Origin of the sequence: Canicola haemoglobinophilus, assembly GCF_002015075.1 — a bacterium.
Classification (GTDB): Bacteria; Pseudomonadota; Gammaproteobacteria; order Enterobacterales; family Pasteurellaceae; genus Canicola; species Canicola haemoglobinophilus.
The window spans coordinates 38,633-57,335 of sequence record NZ_MUXZ01000027.1; the positions used below are offsets into that span (position 1 = coordinate 38,633).

Consider the following 18,703-nt stretch of genomic DNA (forward strand, 5'->3'; position numbering starts at 1 on the left):
TTTAAATTTTTTTGCTGTATCATGTAAAAAATTGAAAATAACCTAGAAAATGACGAAGGAGATTAATAATGAACTCAATGATAAATCCTAATGAAATCGCTAAATTTATTGATCATACAGCACTTACTGCTGAGAAAACTGAGCAAGACATAATCCAATTATGTGAAGAGGCTATTGAACATGGCTTTTTCTCTGTATGTATTAATTCTGGCTATATTCCATTAGCTAAACAAAAATTAAAAGATACTAATGTTAAAATCTGCACAGTGGTAGGATTTCCACTCGGCGCAAACTTATCCTCAGTGAAGGCTTTTGAGGCAGAACAAGCTATTCAAGCGGGTGCAGAGGAAGTTGATATGGTCATCAACGTAGGTTGGATTAAATCAGCGAAATGGGATCAAGTGCGGTCAGATATTGCAACAGTTTTAAATGCTTGCCATGGCGTTACTTTAAAAGTTATTTTAGAAACTTGTTTGTTAACAAAAGAAGAAATTATCAAAGCTTGTGAAATTTGTCGTGATCTTAATGTTGGATTTGTTAAAACATCAACAGGCTTTAACAAAGGTGGTGCAACGGTTGAAGACATTAAATTAATGAGACAAACTGTTGGTGAAACAATAGGAGTAAAAGCATCAGGTGGCGTGAGAGATACAGAAACAGCAATAGCGATGATCGAGGCTGGAGCAACTAGGATTGGTGCAAGTGCTGGTATCGCAATTATCAAAGGTTTGAAAGCGGATTCTGGTTTATATTAGGATGAAAAAATTCTAACAATTAAATTTGTAAGAATTTAACTTGTAGAGGATCTGGATTGAACCTCTACAAGTTTTTTATTTATGCAAAATCTTGCAATTCAGGGTTGATTGGTGTTTCTGCGATATTTACATAGTTACATAAAGTCGCCAAGCTTACACCTAAAATAACATCAATCGCATTTTGTTGATTGTAACCCGCTGCAAAAAACTCGTTGAGTTGTGCATCGGTGAGTTTAGCTTTTTGCAATATTACTGCTAGAGTAAAACGAGCTAAAGTATCTAATTTTAAATTGCTATCAATACGGGCGATTGTGCGAATTGCATTGACTACTTCCTCTGGCATTTTGAGCAATTTAAGTGAAATTTTCGTGTGTCCAGCCACACAGAAACCACATCCATTTACTACCGCAGCTGTAATTTGTACAACTTCACGTTCTTCAGGCGTTAAGCTGTTACGTCCATTAATAGCACCAACAGTGCGGTATGTTTCTAGGGCTGTTGGTGCATTTGCTAAAACGCCGATCAAATTTGGGATAAAACCATTGGCTTGTTGTACGGCTTTTAGTGCCTCTTGTGAGTCTGCTGGTGCGCTGTCAATAGTATGGATAGTAAATTTAGACATAAATGTTCCTTTTAAAAGTTAGATGAAGAAATTGGAGAAATAATAGAATGAAATCTTTGCTTATGGCAAAACGTTTTTGCGGATTTCTTAGATAAAAAGGCTATGCTATATAGCTATATTTTATAAGTTGTTCAGGTAACTTTTACCCAAGTTATTCATTTGCTGCATAATCCATTTTTGTTTGCGTTTGGTATAAGCACTAGGATTATTTGCTTTGAAAATTATAGGATTTGGCAAAATAGCCGCTAATAATGCGGCTTCTTGTTGTGTTAAATATTGGGCGGACTTCTTGAAATAATGTTGGCTTGTGGCTTCAACGCCAAAAATTCCACGCCCAAACTCTGCAATATTCAAATAGACTTCTAAAATACGTTTTTTATTCCACAGCAATTCCAGTGATAAAGTCACTGGGATTTCTAATCCTTTTCTAAGCCAACTTTGCCCATGCCATAAATAAAGGTTTTTTGCTGTTTGTTGAGAAATACTTGAACCACCTCTCGTTCTAGAGGATTGTTGATTATGTAGTATCGCTTTTTCAATGGAGTTCCAATCAAATCCATGATGTTGAGCAAAAAGTTGATCTTCGGCAGCGATAACTGCTAATTGCATTTGCCAAGAAATTTTCTCTAAAGGTACCCACTGATATTGAATTGAATAATTATTTGCAACGCTGAAATTGGCTATTTTTTGTTGCAGCATATAGGCAGAGAAGGGGATAGGCACAAAGCGCAAAAGTAGAGTCAGAGCGAAAAAAAGCAACAAAAAAGAGCAGAAAAGTTTTTTACTTTTCTGCTTGAGTTTTTTGATTAATCGCTGCCTAATTTGCTTTATCTTCATTGTTTAGTTGTTCTTTAACCCAATCCATAAATTCAGGCGGCATAATTTTAATCATATTTGAACCTCTCGTAATTGTTGCCGCACTTGTATTTAAATTTTGCTGGATTTCCCGTTGTGCTAAAGATTTATTGAGTAATTGAGATACAATTTGAACGCGTAAACCAACAGCATCTCGTTCATCGGCAGTGAGTAATAAGGTCAGTAATTCTTGTTCTTTACCTTGTTCAAAAGCTTTTCGCAGTAGATTAAGAAATTCATTCCACTGTTCCATATTTCGACTTACGTACATATTTCTCTCCTTACTATTAAACTAGTATGTTCTATTATATTCCTCTTCTGTGAATTTTTGAACAGGAAGATTTTGCAAAAGTTGGTAATAATAAGCATAGGTCAACACATTTTGTACATAACCTCTTGTTTCATAAAAAGGTATAGTTGCCACAAACTCTGCCATAGACAATGTACCATTCGATTTTTGTAACCATTGTTCAACACGTTTTGCTCCAGCGTTATAAGCTGCCGCAATTAAAATGCGATTATTGCCATATTTGTCATAAAGTTCTGCTAAATGTTGTGTGCCAAGCATAATATTATCAATGGGATCAAAGAGCTGATTTTCATTGTTATAAGGTAGATTAAATTTTTGTGCTGTCAGCTTTGCTGTGCTTGGCAACAGTTGCATTAATCCTCGTGCGTTAGCGGAAGAGGTCACATTCGCTTGCCATGCGCTTTCTTGGCGAGCGATTGCCATAGCAAAAGTGCGGTGGATTTTTTTATTTTTTAGAAAAGTGTCAAACCATGTTTGATAAGCGTTAGGCAAGCGCAAATGAATATATTGCCATGCTTTTGCTTGAATAGTACTTTCCACTTGTAGATCGTACCATTGCTGTGTTTCTGCATATTTTGCCAATGCTAATTTTTCATTTTGATTTGCTTGAGCAAGTAGTTGCTGCCATTCTTGTTTTACATAGCTATGTTCATTTAACAATTTCAATTCTTGAATTCTAGCGAATTCAGAGGCAAATTTTTGCGCAATATCTTGTTCCAGTTGTTGATTGTAAAAATACTGCATTGTTGGGCGGTATTCTGTTCCTAATTCCTGATTAGCTAGCATTGGGTAGAAACCGAGGGAGTTACGCATATTTTGTAAAATCTGTTGCGCTTGTTTGTGTTTGCCTTGTTTTTCCAATTCAACAGCAATCCAATATTGCCATTCCTCTTTCTTCTTCCCTTGTTCAGAAAGCTGGTTAAGCCATTCCCAGCGGTTTTCTTGCTGGCGAATAGCCATTCTGATACGTCTTTCAGTTAATTGGTCTATTTTCAGTAGTTGTAATTGCGTATCTCGCCATTGTTGTAACTGAGTAATATCAGTATCAAAAATATGACTAATTAAATACTTTTTCCATTGCGTGATTTGCTCTGCATTAAGTTGAAATTTGTGTGCCCATGTTTCAAATTGTGCAAAAGGTTCATTTATATTGAGTTGTGACTCTGGCAATTTTTTTATAAAAGCAGGAAAAATCGACAATAGAACACGTTGATGTACTGGATTATTCGGGTCAAGATTATTGATATGGAAACTGTTTTGACTGCCATTTTGCAATCTTAGTGGCGATTTTAATAACAAGAGTAAGTCATTCAACCAAGTCTTCATATCCCCATTAGCTTGGTTGATAAGATGACTAAGTAAAGCTGAATTGCCTTTTTCAAAAGCGAAGACTGCACGTTGTTGAAGTAATTCATCTGTTAAATATTCTTGCTGCCATTGACTAAAAATAGGATCACATTGTGTTGGCAAACTATTTCCATTAAGCCACAGCTTTTGGATTTCATTGGCATAATCAGAAAGTGCGGTGCTTTTTTGATTTTTTTTAGCGATTTCAATTTGTGCTTCAAGGGTAGTGCATTTAGTGGTGGTATCTTTTGCGAGGTAATGTGCATTATCGATAATATCTTGCCAATTTTGCTGTTGTTTCGCTTGTTTTAACCATGCTTTTTTCAACTCATTGAGCAAAATAAAATCAGGATAGCGTTGTGACAATTGTTTAATTTGTTCAAAAGTAAGTGGCTTATGTTGTTTCAGCCATTGATATTGAGCGTAAGGATAAAGAGGGTAATCCGCTAATTCAGCTAATAAGTTTTCAGTTATCTGCAAGGTATTTTCACTATCTGATTTTTTTAGATATTCCGTCAGCTTTTGATAAATTTCTCGTTGTTGATGACGTTTTTCTTGCAATAGAAATTGATCTTGTAATTGTTGAATTTGTTGTTGCTGTTGTGTGATTGTCTGTTTGAATTGTGCAATTTCTTCAAGAGAATTAGAGACAGTATTTGCCTTTGTTGCAAAGCTGGAAAGTGCGGTGGCAAAAAGTAAAAATCCGAATGTAGCTAATTTGGGTTGCATTGAGGTTCCTTTTATGTTGCTTTTATAGAAAACCAAACTCACTTTTCTTATCCTAAAAAGTGAGTTTTTAACTATTTTGACTGCTTATAGGAAAATAAGTCATTATTCATTGGTATTTAATACGCCAAATCTGGTTTTAGCTTTTTCAATAATTTCATCAAAGATAGGTTTTGCCTCGATAAGAATATCTAAAGCATTTTCAATTGGCTCAAAAGCATCATCGAAATCAGGATAGCTTTCTATTATTTTTTGCTTATCTAATGGCGGAATGATTATATAGAAACTTCCTTCCTTAGGGTTCCACTTAAACCCTAGTTGGTTTAGCTGAGGATATTCTTCATTCATTTCTTTGATAAAGTTTTTCCAATCTTTTGCGCTACATTTTATATAGCTATAAAATCCAAATACCATACTGTCTTGCTTATGTGAAAACAAGGGGGTAATGGATAAACAGGTCCCAACATTATTATTACTTTCAGCAGATAAAAAACCAAAATAGTAATGAGCATAGCTATTTTTGGGGTCTTCTTTATTTTGGGTAGAGTTGAGCCATTTTTCAGGATAAAACTTGAAATCCTTATTGTTGATAAAATTAAATCTTCCTGAATACTGACTATTCATTCTAATAACATCTTCTATTTTTTCAAAAATTTGCTTTGATATTTCCTTATCAATAAGCTGACAAGCTTCATCAAACATCTGAATATTCTCAATAATAAGTTTAAATGCTTCTTTTTTGCTGTTCATTTGAAAACTCCTTAGTTTTAAAAGGTTAAAATATGTTGAATAAATTGTTCTGCTAACCATATACCACGGTTATTAGGTTCAAGTTTAGATTTCTGTTTGGTTAAAACTTCTAAGGCTTTAGCTAACTGACGCCAAGAAATACCTACAACCCTTTCTTTATCATTAATTTCTTTTGGCAAAATACCATCTTTCGTAAGATAAATAATACCCCAAGGTCGAGAACCTGATTTTTTCTTTGCAACATTGATATAGCGTTCTAGCTGTTGCTTACTTTGCAGAGCATCAATTTTTACTTCAATAAAGAGTAATAGGTTATCTGAGTCTATTTCAATATCTACTCGCTCTGTTTCTTCGCCCAATGGGCAACATTCTTCCGTAGCTCGATATTCCTTTGGAAAAGGTAAAAAATCTTTTGGTAAACACTGATAAACAGCTTGTAAAAATAGGCTACCTTGTCCATGATTGGCATACATATCAAGAAACCAGCGTAATGTTTTACTATTTCTTACCTCATTTCTGCCTAAATTAGCGGCTTGCCACACATTAGCAAACATACCAAGCTGTCTTTCCGCTTCGATAGGTTTTTGTGCTTCTTGAAATGCGATAAAGAAGTTTTTTAACTGCTCGCTTTTTGGAATAGGAATAATTTGCTCTTTTTTAGGCTCAATAATGGCACCTAGTTTTTTCCACTGATTAAAAAACTCAGATAATTGTTTTGGGTCGAAATTATCATCATCCTTATCTGAAAAAGAGAGTTTATTCCATTCAGTAAAGAAATCTTCGAGCTGTTGGTTAAATTCAGTATCCATAATTTCATCTCTCTTATCTTTTTTCTTTAATAGTATATTTATTCAAACGACAAAATAGATCATATAAATTTAAATAAAACTGTAATACAACATTGGGTTTATTGAAAATCCAAATTTAACTAACTTGGGTTGCATGAGAATTCCTTTGTAGATGATCAATTTGGGTGAGTGAAAGGTTGAAATAAGGTTTGATTTGTTGATAAAAAAATCGGGCATAAAGCCCGACTATTTTGTTTTATAAGCCTTCTTCAAAGTCTTCTTTTTCAACAATTTGAATAAGCATGTGTTCACGTTTGAGTCCTAAATCAAGGGCTATAGTGATAGCGATGTAAATTGTGGAGTAAGTACCGAACGCAATACCTATTAACAATGCTAGTGAGAAACTATGAATTGTTGGGCCACCGAAAGCAAACAGAGCAATTACCACAAATAATGTAGTGATAGATGTCATTAAGGTTCTTGCTAAGGTTTGAGTTAAAGAAATATCAATGATTTCTACGGTATCAATGCGACGAATTTTGCGGAAGTTTTCACGCACACGGTCAAAGACCACGATACTGTCGTTCAAAGAATATCCCACTACAGAGAGAATAGCAGCAACAAAGGTCAGATCCATTTCGATTTGGAGGTAGGAAAATACCCCTAATGTCACAATAACGTCATGAGCAAGAGCGACTACTGCACCTGTTCCCAAACGCCATTCAAAACGGAAGGCAATATAACCTAGCAACATCAGTAATGTTGCTAATGTTGCGTAAATGGCGCCCTGTGTTAGCTCTTCTCCAACATTTGGACCCACAAATTCAATACTACGAATTTCTAGATCTTTATCTAAACCATTCAGTATAGTTTTGATTTTATTACCTACTTCGGCATTACTTTCTGTAGCAGGCAAACGGATCATCACATCTCGAACACCACCAGTCGTCTGTACTAGGGCGCTTTCTATGCCATTTTCTTTTAATGTCGATCTGACTTTATTAAGATCCGCTGGTTGAGAAAAATGAGTGTCAATTACTGTTCCACCCGTAAAATCTAATCCCCAGTTAAATCCTTTAGTAAAAATAAAGAAAAAACAGACCGCAGTTACAATAAGAGAGAAAATATATCCCCAGTAACGATATTTCATAAAAGGAGTTAATTTAAAAGGTAAAATAATCCCTTTATATTCATGAACTTTTTTATTGCGTGTAAATAAACTCATTATTCACCTGCCTTAAATTGATAATTTTTCAACACGTTTACCGCCATAAATTAAGTTCACGAGAACACGCGTTCCAGTAATTGCAGTAAACATTGAAATGGCGACACCTAAAGAGAGAGTGATCGCAAAGCCTTTCACAGGACCAGTACCAACAGCATATAACACTACTGATGTTAAGATTGTGGTTAAGTTCGCATCAAAAATACTGGTAAATGCACCGTTATAACCTTCATTTATTGCTTGCTGGATTGGGCGTCCATTACGAATTTCTTCTTTTATCCGCTCGAATATCAGAACGTTTGCATCAACGGACATCCCAACAGATAAAACAATACCTGCAATCCCCGGCATAGTCAAAGTTGCACCAGGTAATAAGGACATTGCTCCTACGAGTAGCACCATATTGGCAAGAAGGGCAATGCTGGCAAATAAACCAAAGAGTTTATAGTAAATTAGAATAAAGAGGATCGTGATAGCTAATCCCCATAAGCCTGCTTGTAATCCTTGTTCAACGTTTTGTGCACCTAAAGATGGACCAACAGTTCTTTCTTCAATAATTTGAATTGGAGCAGTTAAAGCACCAGAACGTAATAATACGGAAAGATTTTGTGCTTCTGCTGGGCTATTAATTCCAGTGATTTGGAATTGAGAACCGAAACGACCTTGGATAGTAGCCACGTTAATCACTTCTTCATGTTTAGCTAAAATCGTTTTACCATTTTCATCTTTTTTACCACTGTCTTTATATTCTACATATAAAGTTGCCATTGGTTTTTTCAGATTGAGTTTGGTGGTTTGTGCCATAATTTCGCCACCCTCAGAATCTAAAGTTACAGAAACCTGTGGAGAGGCGGTATTTTGATCCACACCAGAACTTGCATTAGTAATATGTTCTCCACCTAATACAGCTCGGCGGTAAAGCACAACAGGGCTACCATTGCGATCATATTTAACTTCTGAATCAGCTGGTACCATTCCTCTAAGTGCGGCATCTAAATTGGCATTTTGGTTAACTAAACGGAATTCTAAGGTTGCTGTTGCACCTAGAATTTCTTTGGCGCGAGCCGTATCTTGCACACCCGGTAATTCAACCACAATACGTTCAGCACCTTGGCGCTGAATAACGGGTTCAGCAACGCCTAATTCTTCGACACGGCGACGTAAGATACTTAAGTTTTGCTCAATAGCATGATCACGAGTTTCATTTAAAACGCTTTCAGCTAAACCTAAACTAAGGGTATTTTCTGAAATTGCGTTCACTTCAAGATTTTGATGTTGTTTGCGCAAGAAACGTTGTACATCTGAAAGTTGTTCTGGTTTAAGCAAAGTGACGAGAGTCGTGAAGTTTTCCCCGTTACGAATAGAGGTATATTGATATTTTTCTTTGCGTAATTCAGTGCGTAAATTATCTTGTAATTGTTCTTGGCGTTTACCTAGTGCGGTATTCATATCCACTTCCATTAAGAAACGGACGCCGCCACGCAAATCTAATCCCCATTTCATTGGACTACCGCCAATATCGGTTAACCATTTTGGTGTGGCTGGGGCTAGGTTGAGCGCAACAGAATAATTATTGCCAAGTTTTTCAATAATTTTATCTTTGGCTAAGAGTTGATCATCCGTGTTATTAAAACGAGCTAAAATTGAGCCGTTTTCTAAGATGATAGATTTGATTGGTAAACTATTTTGCTCTAATAATGTTTGTACATTACTAAGCACTTTTGTATCAGCGGTTTGACCACGTGTTCCAGAAATTTGTACAGCAGGATCTTCACCATAAAGATTTGGAAGAGAGTATAAAACACCAATGGCGATCACAAGGATCACCATTAGGTTCTTCCATAAAGGGTAACGATTTAACATAGATTTGTTCCCTTGCGGAATGAATAAAAAATTAGATAGATTTTAAAGAGCCTTTTGGTAATACAGCTACGATAAAATCACGTTTGATAGTAATTTCAGTTGTATCGTTTAATGCGATCACAACATAATCGCTTTCAGCACTGATTTTGCTGATTTTGCCGATAATACCACCAGAAGTTAACACTTCAGTGCCTTTGGCTAATTCAGACATTAATTGTTTGTGTGCTTTGTTACGTTTTGCTTGTGGACGATAAATCATAAAATAGAAAATCAATCCAAAAATGGCAAAAATAAATAACATTGAAAGTGGACTACCTTGTTGAGCTTCCATTATTTTATCCTTATAAGTTAGTTAAACATGAGTAAAAAACCTTGCGTAAAATAGCATAAAACGCCTTTAATGTGAAAAAATCTTTTTATTCCACCGCACTTTATTTATCTACGCAGGTTTTATAGATTATTTATCCAGCACTTGTTCTCGTATTTTATAGCGCTGGTACTGGCTTACCAATTTTGTTGTAAAACTCTACAACAAAATCATCAAAGCGATCTTCTTCAATTGCTTGACGAATTTGTGCCATTAAACGTTGATAATAGCGAAGATTATGAATGGTATTTAATCTTGAGCCTAAAATCTCACCGCACTTATCTAAATGATATAAGTATGCTTTAGTGTAATTTTTGCAAGTATAGCAATCACATTCAGGATCTAGTGGGGTTGTATCATTGCGATATTTGGCATTACGAATTTTTACAATGCCATTGCTAACAAAAAGATGACCATTTCGCGCATTACGGGTTGGCATCACGCAATCAAACATATCAATACCACGACGCACGCCTTCAACCAAATCTTCTGGTTTACCAACGCTCATTAAGTAACGAGGTTTATCGGCTGGAAGTTGTGGGCACACATATTCCAAAATTCTGTGCATATCTTCTTTAGGTTCGCCAACTGCTAAGCCACCCACAGCATAACCATCAAAACCAATATTGATTAACCCTTCAACAGAAATTTTGCGTAATTCTTCAAAGGTACTGCCTTGCACAATACCAAATAACGCATTCTCATTGCCTAATTCGTCAAAACGATCGCGGCTACGTTTTGCCCAACGTAAAGACATTTCCATGGATTTTTTTGCATAGTCGAAAGTCGCAGGATAAGGTGTACATTCATCAAAAATCATCACAATATCAGAGCCTAAATCATATTGGATTTCCATGGATTTTTCTGGCGATAAAAAAATGCGTTCGCCATTAATTGGGTTTTGAAATTTCACGCCTTCTTCCGTAATTTTACGTAATTTGCCTAAACTAAAAACTTGGAAACCGCCGCTATCCGTTAAAATTGGGCGATGCCATTGCATAAAATCATGTAAATCCCCATGTTGACGCATCACTTCTTGACCAGGGCGTAACCATAAGTGGAAGGTATTGCCAAGCAAGATTTCTGCACCAGTGGCTCGCACTTCTTCGGGGGTCATGCCTTTTACAGTGCCATAAGTTCCTACGGGCATAAAGGCGGGTGTTTCCACGCTAAATTCGCCTTGTGGACGACTAAAGGTCATTGTGCCACGGCGTGCTACGCCATTGGTTTTATGTAAGGTAAATTTCATTGTTGTAATCCCTCTTTTCAGATAAACAGTCTGATGTAAATTGGCTTCTAAGCCTTGGTAATAAACATGGCATCGCCATAACTAAAGAAACGATATTGATTTTCTACGGCAATTTTATAGGCATTCATTGTATGTTCATAACCCGCAAAAGCAGAAACTAACATAATTAATGTGCTTTCTGGTAAATGGAAATTGGTAATCAAACAATCAATCACACGGAATTTTTTGCCTGGATAAATAAAAATGGAAGTATCAGAAAAATAAGGTTCAAGTAATTGAGTGCTATTATTTTCTTCCGCAAAAAGTGCCGCACTTTCAATAGAACGAACTGAAGTTGTTCCCACTGCAATTACGCGTTTGCCCTTGGCTTTAGTAGCTAAAACTGCATCAACCACTTCTTGCGGCACTTCCACATATTCAGCGTGCATTTTATGATCTTCGATATTTTCCACTCGAACAGGTTGGAAAGTACCTGCGCCTACATGCAAAGTAACAAAGGCAAAATTAACCCCTTTATTCTTCAGTTGCTCTAATAATTCATTATCAAAATGTAAGCCAGCAGTTGGGGCTGCAACAGCGCCAGGTACTTTGTTATAGACAGTTTGATACCGCTCTTTATCGGCATCTTCATCTGGACGGTCAATATAAGGTGGCAAAGGCATGTGTCCGATTTGCTGTAAAATATCTAAAAGTGCGGTGCTTTTATCGGCTAATTCGAGTTCAAATAAACTCTCATGGCGTGATTTCATCAGCACTTTAACGCCATTACCTTCGCCAAGTTTGTCTTCTCCCAAAAAAAGTTCTGCATTTTCTTTGGGCGACTTTGATGAGCGAATATGGGCTAAAAAACTATGTTCGCTGAGAACTCGTTCTACTAAGACTTCTAATTTTCCGCCACTCGCTTTACGTCCAAACATTCTTGCTGGAATAACTCGAGTATTATTAAAAATCAGGAGATCGCCTTCATTTACGAGATCAAGCACATGGCTAAAAGAGCGGTGTGAAACGGCGCCAGTTTTACCTTCTAACTGTAACAATTTGCTGGATTTTCTATCTGCTTTTGGATAGCGAGCAATCAGCTCATCAGGTAAATCAAAATAAAAATCGGAAAGTTGCATTTTATTATGTTCAAGTAATTAATTGAGAAGTGGGCTAGTCTAGTGCGAATTGAGCGCTTTAACAAGTGAAAACAGAAAATTGTACAAATGAGGGATAAAAAAAGCCCTCTCAATTGGAGAGGGCGAAATATATTTGGAGTCATACTTTTTAGGGTATGGGCGCCATTCTATACTAAATTTTTACATTTGCAACATTTTTTTAACAAGATTATATATGGGAGTAGATGGCTTGTAAATCTTGGACACTACCTAAATTTAGTTTATCTAATGCCTTTAAAATCAACTTTTTGGATATTTCTTTAGCTTGATGTGCTTCTTTTTTACAAATAGCATCAAGTAAATGTTTATGTTGTGTTAACGCAGGTAAATTACTATTAATATCAATTTCTAAAGTCTGGTTAAAGGAAATCAGCATGGCGGCAGAAAGTAAATTATCTAAAGAAAGCAAAAATGGGTTTTTGCACCCTTTGGTGATTGATGAATGGAATAACTTATCACCTTGAATAAATAGGGAACGATTATTTTCTTGTGCCCCTTTCACCATTAACTCATAGCCTTGATGAATAGCAATAAGATCTTCCGTATCGGCTGAAAGTGCGCAAATAGCACATATTGTAGGTTCAAAAGTTAATCTTGCGGTCAGTAAACTTTTTATCAAAGAGGGAGCGATAGGACTATCAGATATAAAACATAAAATATCTTTATCTAACCAGTGCCATTCGTATAGTTTATTGATCATACTGCCTTTTTTGGGGGCGATTGTAATGATTCCTTTATTTGAGAGTATCTGTAACGCAGCACGAATAGAGCTTCTAGATACATTGAATTGAAGGCAGAGATCTATTTCTCCAGGTAACAAATCATCTTCTTTAAACTCTCCTGAAAAGCATTTTTGAATAAGTATTTTTGCAATTATTTGTGATTTTAACATTTACTTTTTACCCCTTTAATGCTCGGAGTATCAGCTTATCATATTTCATGATTTTTCTAAAAGTTAAAAAATTCTAGGACTTTATTTGAAGTATCTTCTCTAATTTGTGATATTTATCACAGAAATAGTATGTATTTTTATTTATCATCTTGTCATACAAGAGTTGAGGTGATTAATGAAACATTATGTTGCTGTTGACTGGGGAACTACAAATTTCAGGGCTTATTTGCTAACTGAACAGCACAGGGTAGTTAGCAAATTATCTGAAAATAAAGGCTTACTGTCAGTAAAAAATAGGGATTTTTCCACTGTGCTTTTGCAAAGTATTAGACAATGGAAAGATATGGTAGATATTGCATCTTTACCTATTTATATGGCAGGTATGATTGGATCCCGGAAAGGCTGGTATGAAGTCCCCTATCTTCCATCATCAATAGAATTATCTGATATTAAAGAAAATTTGTATGAATTTTCTCTAGACTGGGGAGCGAAAGCTTTTATTGTTCCTGGATTGCAAGGGAAAAACTGCTTTTCTCTTAATGATGTAATGCGTGGAGAAGAAACTCAGTTAGTCGGCCTGAGGAAATTAATTCCTGATAGTTCGATCTCAGCGATTTTTCCTGGTACTCATAGTAAACATATGTCATTAGTCGAAGAACATATTACAGATTTTTACACTGTGATGACGGGGGAATTATTTGCTTTGTTAAATCAATATAGCATTTTGACTAAGGATATTCCTGAATACTATGATGATCAAAATGGGTTTTTATTAGGTGTAGAGAAAGGGTATTGTAATCCGTTAAATTCTGTGTTGTTTTCTGCTCGCACCTTGTTGCTTGATGGTTCTATTTCATCTGATTCAGTGCGTTCTTATTTATCTGGATTATTGATAGGAAATGAATTAGCCTTATTAAGGCATGTGGATAATATTTTTATTGTAGGTGGGGAAAGTCTCTCTCATAAATACGATGTAGCTTTATCTTTTTTAGGAAAACAGGCACATACAGTAAACGGTGAAGCTTGTTTTTTAGCTGGAATGAAAGCTTTTTTAGGAGATAAGTGATGAACATGTCGGAATTAATTCAAAATAAATTACCTTTGGTAGCAATTTTGCGTGGAATTCAAACAGAAGAAGCATTGCGTTATGCGCAAAAACTGATTGAACTTAATTATTATTTTATTGAAGTTCCTTTAAATAGCCCGAATGCTTTAGTAACTATTAAGTTATTACAAGAGAAAATTGGACATTTATGTTGTATTGGAGCTGGGACTGTGACAAATCTTGATGAATTAAAAGCTGTTTTGGCAACAGGTGTTAAATTAATTGTCACGCCAAATGTTAATACTGAAGTGATAGCCTTTGCGAAGTCACAAGATTGTATTATTTTTTCCGGTGTAATGACTCCAACTGAGGCTTATAGTGCAATTCATGCTGGCACTACTTTTTTAAAATTATATCCTGCCGAGATAATCGGAATAAAAGGGTTAAAAGCATTAAAAGCAGTTTTACCTAAAGATATCGAATGTTTTCCTGTTGGAGGTATTTCGGCTGATTTCGAGCAAATGGAAAACTATGTTGCTAATGGAGCAAGTGGATTTGGTATAGGGAATGCTTTGTATAAGTCCGGTATGAGCTTTGCTGAGTTTGAGCAAAATGCACTGAGATTTAAGTCAGTTTGTGAGCGTATTAGTTGGCAAAAATAAGGAATGAAAAATGAAAATTATCGGTTATGAGACTTATATTGTTCCGCCCCGTTGGGGATTTCTTAAAATCATGACAGACGAGGGTATAGTGGGATGGGGGGAACCTTGTTTGGAAGGTCGAACTCATACAGTTCATGCCTGTATAGATGAGTTAATGGAATATTTAGTAGGAAAAGATCCGAGAGATATCGAAGATCATTGGAATGTTTTGTATCGAGCATCCTTTTATCGCGGCGGACCTATCATGATGAGTGCATTGGCGGGAATTGATCAAGCTCTTTGGGATATTAAAGGTAAGGCGTTGAATACACCAGTTTATCAATTATTGGGTGGAAAATGTCGTGACAGAATGAGAATGTATTCTTGGATTGGGGGAGATCGACCTGATGATGTAGCAAGGATGGCGAAAGAGCGGTTAGATTTAGGTTTTACTGCTATCAAAATGAATGCAACGGAAGAATTAAATTTTATTGATGATTATTCGAAAGTAGATGCTGTTTTAGCTAGGGTTCAAGCTATTCGTGATGCAACTAATCGTGACTTTGGAATTGGTATTGATTTTCATGGACGAGTCCACAAACCAATGGCTAAGGTATTAATGCGTGAACTTGCCCCTTTTAACCCGATGTTTGTAGAAGAACCACTATTGGCAGAGCATCTTGATGCTATTAAGGAAATTGCGCAATATGGGGCTATCCCTATTGCAACAGGGGAGCGCATGTTCTCTCGCTGGGAATTTAAATCGGTATTGATGCGTGGTGGCATTGATATTTTACAACCTGATGTTTCTCATTGTGGTGGAATAACTGAATTGAAAAAAATTGCCAATATGGCGGAAGCATTTGATGTTGCTTTAGCACCTCATTGTCCATTGGGACCTATTGCATTGGCATCTTCTTTACATATTGACACCGTATGTTTAAATGCGGTTATCCAGGAACAAAGTATAGGTATTCATTACAATAAAGATAATGATGTTTTAGATTATATGCACAATAAGGAGGTATATCACTTCAAGAATGGCTACTGTGAATTGTTAACTGAACCCGGATTAGGTATTCAAGTCAACGAAGAATTTTTACAAAACCAACGATTAAAAGATCCAAAATGGCGTAATCCAATTTGGCGCAATAAAGATGGATCTTTTGCTGAATGGTAAACTTTATTTTAGAGGAAATAACTATATGAAACTATTCAAAAAACTTTTAACTTGTTCTTTAGTTGCATTTTCTACAAGTGTGTTAGCTGCTCAATATAATTGGAATTTTCAGTCATCGGATCAGCCGGGTGATGATGCTTTCCAATATCAGCAAAAATGGGCGCAAGATGTTGAAAAATTAAGTAACGGTAAAATTCATATTAATGTATTGGGTGCCGGTTCAGTGGTAGAGCATAACCAGACTTTAGATTCAATTAATATGAATATTATTCAAGGGGATTTTACTGATCCATCTTATTTTTCTGGTAAAGATCCAGCATTTGCATTATATGGCAACTTAATCGGTGCATGGAGTAATCCTAAAGATTTAGTTGATTTTATGTATAACGGTGGTGGATTTGAGGTTGCTAACGAATTATTGAATAAATATGGTGTTCAACTTCTTGCAGTCAGTACAGTAGGTGGAGAGTCATTAGTATCTAAAAAGCCAATTCGTAACATTCAAGATTTGAAAGGTGTAAAAGTACGAGCTCCGGAAGGTTTAGTGCAAGCATTATTTAAAAAATTAGATGCTTCACCAGTTAATTTACCTGGTTCAGAAGTTTATACCTCTTTAGAAAAAGGTGTTATTGATGCATCTGATTATTCTATTTTTGCTCGTAACCAACAAAGTGGTATGAATGATATTGCAAAATATCCAATTCACCCTGGTTGGCACTCTATGCCAGTTAATCAAGTTACCTTGAATAAAAAAATCTATGATTCATTACCGCAAGATATGAAAGATGTGTTGGCAGAAGCAAGCAAACAGTATTCAGTCGGTTTCTTAGCGATGCACCAAAAATTAGATGAAGAAGCGGTGAAAAATAAAAAACCAGATATTACTATTGTGAGTTGGGATGAATCTGAAATTAAAAAAGTTAGAGAAACTGCAACTGAAATGTGGCCGGAATGGGCTGCTAAATCACCAATGTCACAAAAATTCTATGACATAGTCATGAAATATCTTAAAGATAAAGGAATGGTTCAATAAGGTATATTGGTGGGTGCATTCAAAGGGATTTGAGCGTATTCACCATTTTATTGTTACTTGTTCTAGCCATTTGCCACAATACTTTTTGCTAATAAGGATAATGAGATGGAAAACGAGAATGAAAAGTTAGATACAACTCACATGACCTTTATTGATAAGATTATTGAGTATACGGGGCACTATTTATCTTGGGGATATCTATTTATTGTTTTGATTTCCTTTTATGAAATTATCGCACGTTACATATTTAATAGTCCAACTGAGTGGGTTCACGAAACAAGTATTGCTCTTGCTGGTTTTTTAATGGTTTATGCTGGTTTGTTTGCGTATGGTCGAGATAAGCATATTCGAGTTCCTATTTTATTGAATAAATTATCTGAGAGTGGAAAGAATAAACTAGAGCTTCTAAGTAAGCTATTAACATTAGTTTTTTTTATTTTACTTGCTTATTCCGCTTATCTAGTAGCTGAAACGGCTGTATTTTCACCTTCCGGTGAAATATTATTGGAGCGTTCTGGCTCAGCTTGGAATCCGCCTATTCCAGGATTATTAAAAGCAGCAGTCTTTATTTTTTCGATAATTTTTATTATGCAGATTACTTGTAAACTAATATCCGGTTTTGTAGGAAACTGTAAGGATAAATAGTATGTTCGGTTTTAGTGAATTAGGGATAGAAAGCGTTACGACAATATTATTTTTGGTCATGTGTTTATTGCTCGTACTGGGTATTCCGTTAGCATTTCTAACGGGCTTAATTGCCACTATATTGGCTGTAGGTTGGTTTAGTCCTGATATCTTACCTATTGTTGTCAATCGTGTTTATGGTTTTATGACCAGCTATTCATTACTTGCTGTTCCCATGTTTGTCTTAATGGCATCATTGTTGGATAAAACAGGTATTGCTAAAGATTTATACAATGCAATGTGGCTTACTACTAGAAAATTTAAAACCGGTGTTGCATTACAAACCGTTATTATTGGGGTATTTCTCGCTACCATGTCCGGTATTATAGGTGGAGAAACGGTTTTATTAGGTTTATTGGCATTACCACAAATGTTGCGTTTAGGGTACGACAAGAAATTAGCGATTGGCGTGGTAGTTTCATCAGGCGCTTTAGGTACTATGGTTCCACCAAGTATAGTATTAATTATTTATGGTTTAGTTGCTTCAGTATCTATTGGTGATTTATTCACAGCTAGCTTTATTCCTGCTTTTATGTTAGCAGGTATGTACATTTTATATATTGTTATTCGGGGAAAACTCAATCCTGCACTCTTACCTGCAATTCCTGATGAAGAACGTTATGCACAAATTTCTAAAGAAGAAAGACGTAAAGCGCAGATTAACATTGCATTACCTTCTATGATCGCTTTATTGGTTCTAGGAAGTATTTATGGTGGGATTGCTTCAGTAACGGAAGCTGCTGCAGTTGGGGTTATTGCAGTATTAGGTGTTTCAATTTATCGTAAAGAGTTAACTATTAATGTACTAAAAGATGCTTCTTATACAACGATGCAAACTTGTGGCATGATCATGTGGATAGGTATTGGTGCATATATTTTGGTCGGTATTTATAATTTAGTTGGTGGAAATCGATTTGTTGAATCATTATTGATTAGTTCTGGGTTATCACCAATAGGAATCATTTTAGTTATGATGGTTATTTTGTTTGTATTGGGATTATTCTTAGATTGGGTTGGTATTGCAATGTTGACCATGCCAATCTTTGTTCCTATTGTACAAAACTTAGGGTTTGATCCTATTTGGTTTGGTGTTTTATTTTGTGTAAATATGCAAATGTCCTTCCTATCCCCACCATTTGGACCAGCATAGTGTTGCACCAAAAGGCGTAGAATTGGTGGATATTTTTAAATCTGTATTACCTTTTATTTGTATT

The 18,703-nt window shown here is 35.7% G+C and carries 19 protein-coding genes; 7 read left to right on the forward strand and 12 right to left on the reverse strand.

Annotated elements, in window-relative coordinates:
• Positions 1–77: 77 nt before the first annotated feature.
• Positions 78–755, forward strand: a complete 678-nt coding sequence (gene deoC, locus B0186_RS08425; RefSeq protein WP_078218952.1) for a deoxyribose-phosphate aldolase — start codon at positions 78–80, stop codon at positions 753–755.
• A gap of 79 nt (positions 756–834) precedes the next feature.
• Here deoC and B0186_RS08430 read toward each other — a convergent pair whose 3' ends face one another.
• From B0186_RS08430 to B0186_RS08485, 12 genes are all read right to left on the reverse strand, one after another.
• Entirely contained in the window at positions 835–1,377 is a 543-nt protein-coding gene (locus B0186_RS08430) for a carboxymuconolactone decarboxylase family protein (protein WP_078218918.1), read from the reverse strand.
• Positions 1,378–1,497: 120 nt separating this feature from the next.
• On the reverse strand, positions 1,498–2,214 hold the full coding sequence (gene mtgA, locus B0186_RS08435) for a monofunctional biosynthetic peptidoglycan transglycosylase (RefSeq protein WP_078218919.1): 717 nt from the start codon (positions 2,212–2,214) through the stop codon (positions 1,498–1,500).
• Positions 2,195–2,503 carry a trp operon repressor gene (gene trpR, locus B0186_RS08440; protein ID WP_078218920.1) on the reverse strand — a complete coding sequence of 103 codons (309 nt, stop codon included), beginning with the start codon at positions 2,501–2,503 and terminating at the stop codon, positions 2,195–2,197. The genes mtgA and trpR overlap by 20 nt, the downstream gene beginning before the upstream one ends.
• A 21-nt stretch (positions 2,504–2,524) precedes the next feature.
• Positions 2,525–4,618: a transglycosylase SLT domain-containing protein gene (locus tag B0186_RS08445; protein WP_078218921.1), complete on the reverse strand. Its 2,094-nt coding sequence runs from the start codon at positions 4,616–4,618 to the stop codon at positions 2,525–2,527.
• Positions 4,619–4,720: 102 nt separating this feature from the next.
• On the reverse strand, positions 4,721–5,365 hold the full coding sequence (locus B0186_RS08450) for a hypothetical protein (protein ID WP_078218922.1): 645 nt from the start codon (positions 5,363–5,365) through the stop codon (positions 4,721–4,723).
• A 17-nt stretch (positions 5,366–5,382) separates the two neighbouring features.
• Positions 5,383–6,174, reverse strand: a complete 792-nt coding sequence (locus B0186_RS08455; RefSeq protein ID WP_078218923.1) for a PDDEXK-like family protein — start codon at positions 6,172–6,174, stop codon at positions 5,383–5,385.
• Positions 6,175–6,409: 235 nt separating this feature from the next.
• On the reverse strand, positions 6,410–7,378 hold the full coding sequence (gene secF, locus B0186_RS08460; protein WP_078218924.1) for a protein translocase subunit SecF: 969 nt from the start codon (positions 7,376–7,378) through the stop codon (positions 6,410–6,412).
• Between the two features lie 12 nt (positions 7,379–7,390).
• On the reverse strand, positions 7,391–9,241 hold the full coding sequence (secD, locus tag B0186_RS08465; RefSeq protein WP_078218925.1) for a protein translocase subunit SecD: 1,851 nt from the start codon (positions 9,239–9,241) through the stop codon (positions 7,391–7,393).
• Positions 9,242–9,272: 31 nt separating this feature from the next.
• A complete protein-coding gene (gene yajC / locus B0186_RS08470; RefSeq protein ID WP_078218926.1) occupies positions 9,273–9,572 on the reverse strand; it encodes a preprotein translocase subunit YajC in 300 nt (99 codons plus the stop codon).
• A 154-nt stretch (positions 9,573–9,726) separates the two neighbouring features.
• Positions 9,727–10,857 (reverse strand): tRNA guanosine(34) transglycosylase Tgt, encoded by a 1,131-nt coding sequence (gene tgt, locus B0186_RS08475; protein ID WP_078218927.1) that lies wholly within the window; start codon positions 10,855–10,857, stop codon positions 9,727–9,729.
• A gap of 47 nt (positions 10,858–10,904) precedes the next feature.
• The gene (queA, locus tag B0186_RS08480) at positions 10,905–11,975 is read right to left on the reverse strand and encodes a tRNA preQ1(34) S-adenosylmethionine ribosyltransferase-isomerase QueA (RefSeq protein ID WP_078218928.1); all 1,071 of its coding nucleotides are present in this window, start codon (positions 11,973–11,975) and stop codon (positions 10,905–10,907) included.
• A 208-nt stretch (positions 11,976–12,183) separates the two neighbouring features.
• Positions 12,184–12,906 carry a FadR/GntR family transcriptional regulator gene (locus tag B0186_RS08485; RefSeq protein ID WP_078218929.1) on the reverse strand — a complete coding sequence of 241 codons (723 nt, stop codon included), beginning with the start codon at positions 12,904–12,906 and terminating at the stop codon, positions 12,184–12,186.
• Between the two features lie 175 nt (positions 12,907–13,081).
• Between B0186_RS08485 and B0186_RS08490 the strand changes: the two genes are divergently transcribed.
• From B0186_RS08490 to B0186_RS08515, 6 genes are all read left to right on the forward strand, one after another.
• On the forward strand, positions 13,082–13,972 hold the full coding sequence (locus B0186_RS08490; protein ID WP_078218930.1) for a 2-dehydro-3-deoxygalactonokinase: 891 nt from the start codon (positions 13,082–13,084) through the stop codon (positions 13,970–13,972).
• 5 nt (positions 13,973–13,977) lie between these two features.
• Entirely contained in the window at positions 13,978–14,613 is a 636-nt protein-coding gene (locus B0186_RS08495) for a 2-dehydro-3-deoxy-6-phosphogalactonate aldolase (protein ID WP_211272437.1), read from the forward strand.
• Positions 14,614–14,623: 10 nt separating this feature from the next.
• Entirely contained in the window at positions 14,624–15,772 is a 1,149-nt protein-coding gene (dgoD, locus tag B0186_RS08500; RefSeq protein ID WP_078218932.1) for a galactonate dehydratase, read from the forward strand.
• Between the two features lie 25 nt (positions 15,773–15,797).
• The gene (locus B0186_RS08505; protein ID WP_078218933.1) at positions 15,798–16,805 is read left to right on the forward strand and encodes a TRAP transporter substrate-binding protein; all 1,008 of its coding nucleotides are present in this window, start codon (positions 15,798–15,800) and stop codon (positions 16,803–16,805) included.
• A 105-nt stretch (positions 16,806–16,910) separates the two neighbouring features.
• Complete coding sequence (locus tag B0186_RS08510; RefSeq protein ID WP_078218934.1) at positions 16,911–17,450, forward strand: TRAP transporter small permease subunit; 540 nt, start codon at positions 16,911–16,913, stop codon at positions 17,448–17,450.
• A gap of 1 nt (position 17,451) precedes the next feature.
• Positions 17,452–18,639 carry a TRAP transporter large permease gene (locus tag B0186_RS08515; protein WP_235817211.1) on the forward strand — a complete coding sequence of 396 codons (1,188 nt, stop codon included), beginning with the start codon at positions 17,452–17,454 and terminating at the stop codon, positions 18,637–18,639.
• Positions 18,640–18,703 lie beyond the last annotated feature (64 nt).

Excerpts from the sequence above, each read along its gene's own strand:
- deoC (WP_078218952.1), top strand. The coding sequence starts at position 78 with ATGATAAATCCTAATGAAATCGCTAAATTTATTGATCATACAGCACTT.
- B0186_RS08430 (WP_078218918.1), bottom strand. The coding sequence starts at position 1,377 with ATGTCTAAATTTACTATCCATACTATTGACAGCGCACCAGCAGACTCA.
- mtgA (WP_078218919.1), bottom strand. The coding sequence starts at position 2,214 with ATGAAGATAAAGCAAATTAGGCAGCGATTAATCAAAAAACTCAAGCAG.
- trpR (WP_078218920.1), bottom strand. The coding sequence starts at position 2,503 with ATGTACGTAAGTCGAAATATGGAACAGTGGAATGAATTTCTTAATCTA.
- B0186_RS08445 (WP_078218921.1), bottom strand. The coding sequence starts at position 4,618 with ATGCAACCCAAATTAGCTACATTCGGATTTTTACTTTTTGCCACCGCA.
- B0186_RS08450 (WP_078218922.1), bottom strand. The coding sequence starts at position 5,365 with ATGAACAGCAAAAAAGAAGCATTTAAACTTATTATTGAGAATATTCAG.
- B0186_RS08455 (WP_078218923.1), bottom strand. The coding sequence starts at position 6,174 with ATGGATACTGAATTTAACCAACAGCTCGAAGATTTCTTTACTGAATGG.
- secF (WP_078218924.1), bottom strand. The coding sequence starts at position 7,378 with ATGAGTTTATTTACACGCAATAAAAAAGTTCATGAATATAAAGGGATT.
- secD (WP_078218925.1), bottom strand. The coding sequence starts at position 9,241 with ATGTTAAATCGTTACCCTTTATGGAAGAACCTAATGGTGATCCTTGTG.
- yajC (WP_078218926.1), bottom strand. The coding sequence starts at position 9,572 with ATGGAAGCTCAACAAGGTAGTCCACTTTCAATGTTATTTATTTTTGCC.
- tgt (WP_078218927.1), bottom strand. The coding sequence starts at position 10,857 with ATGAAATTTACCTTACATAAAACCAATGGCGTAGCACGCCGTGGCACA.
- queA (WP_078218928.1), bottom strand. The coding sequence starts at position 11,975 with ATGCAACTTTCCGATTTTTATTTTGATTTACCTGATGAGCTGATTGCT.
- B0186_RS08485 (WP_078218929.1), bottom strand. The coding sequence starts at position 12,906 with ATGTTAAAATCACAAATAATTGCAAAAATACTTATTCAAAAATGCTTT.
- B0186_RS08490 (WP_078218930.1), top strand. The coding sequence starts at position 13,082 with ATGAAACATTATGTTGCTGTTGACTGGGGAACTACAAATTTCAGGGCT.
- B0186_RS08495 (WP_211272437.1), top strand. The coding sequence starts at position 13,978 with ATGTCGGAATTAATTCAAAATAAATTACCTTTGGTAGCAATTTTGCGT.
- dgoD (WP_078218932.1), top strand. The coding sequence starts at position 14,624 with ATGAAAATTATCGGTTATGAGACTTATATTGTTCCGCCCCGTTGGGGA.
- B0186_RS08505 (WP_078218933.1), top strand. The coding sequence starts at position 15,798 with ATGAAACTATTCAAAAAACTTTTAACTTGTTCTTTAGTTGCATTTTCT.
- B0186_RS08510 (WP_078218934.1), top strand. The coding sequence starts at position 16,911 with ATGGAAAACGAGAATGAAAAGTTAGATACAACTCACATGACCTTTATT.
- B0186_RS08515 (WP_235817211.1), top strand. The coding sequence starts at position 17,452 with ATGTTCGGTTTTAGTGAATTAGGGATAGAAAGCGTTACGACAATATTA.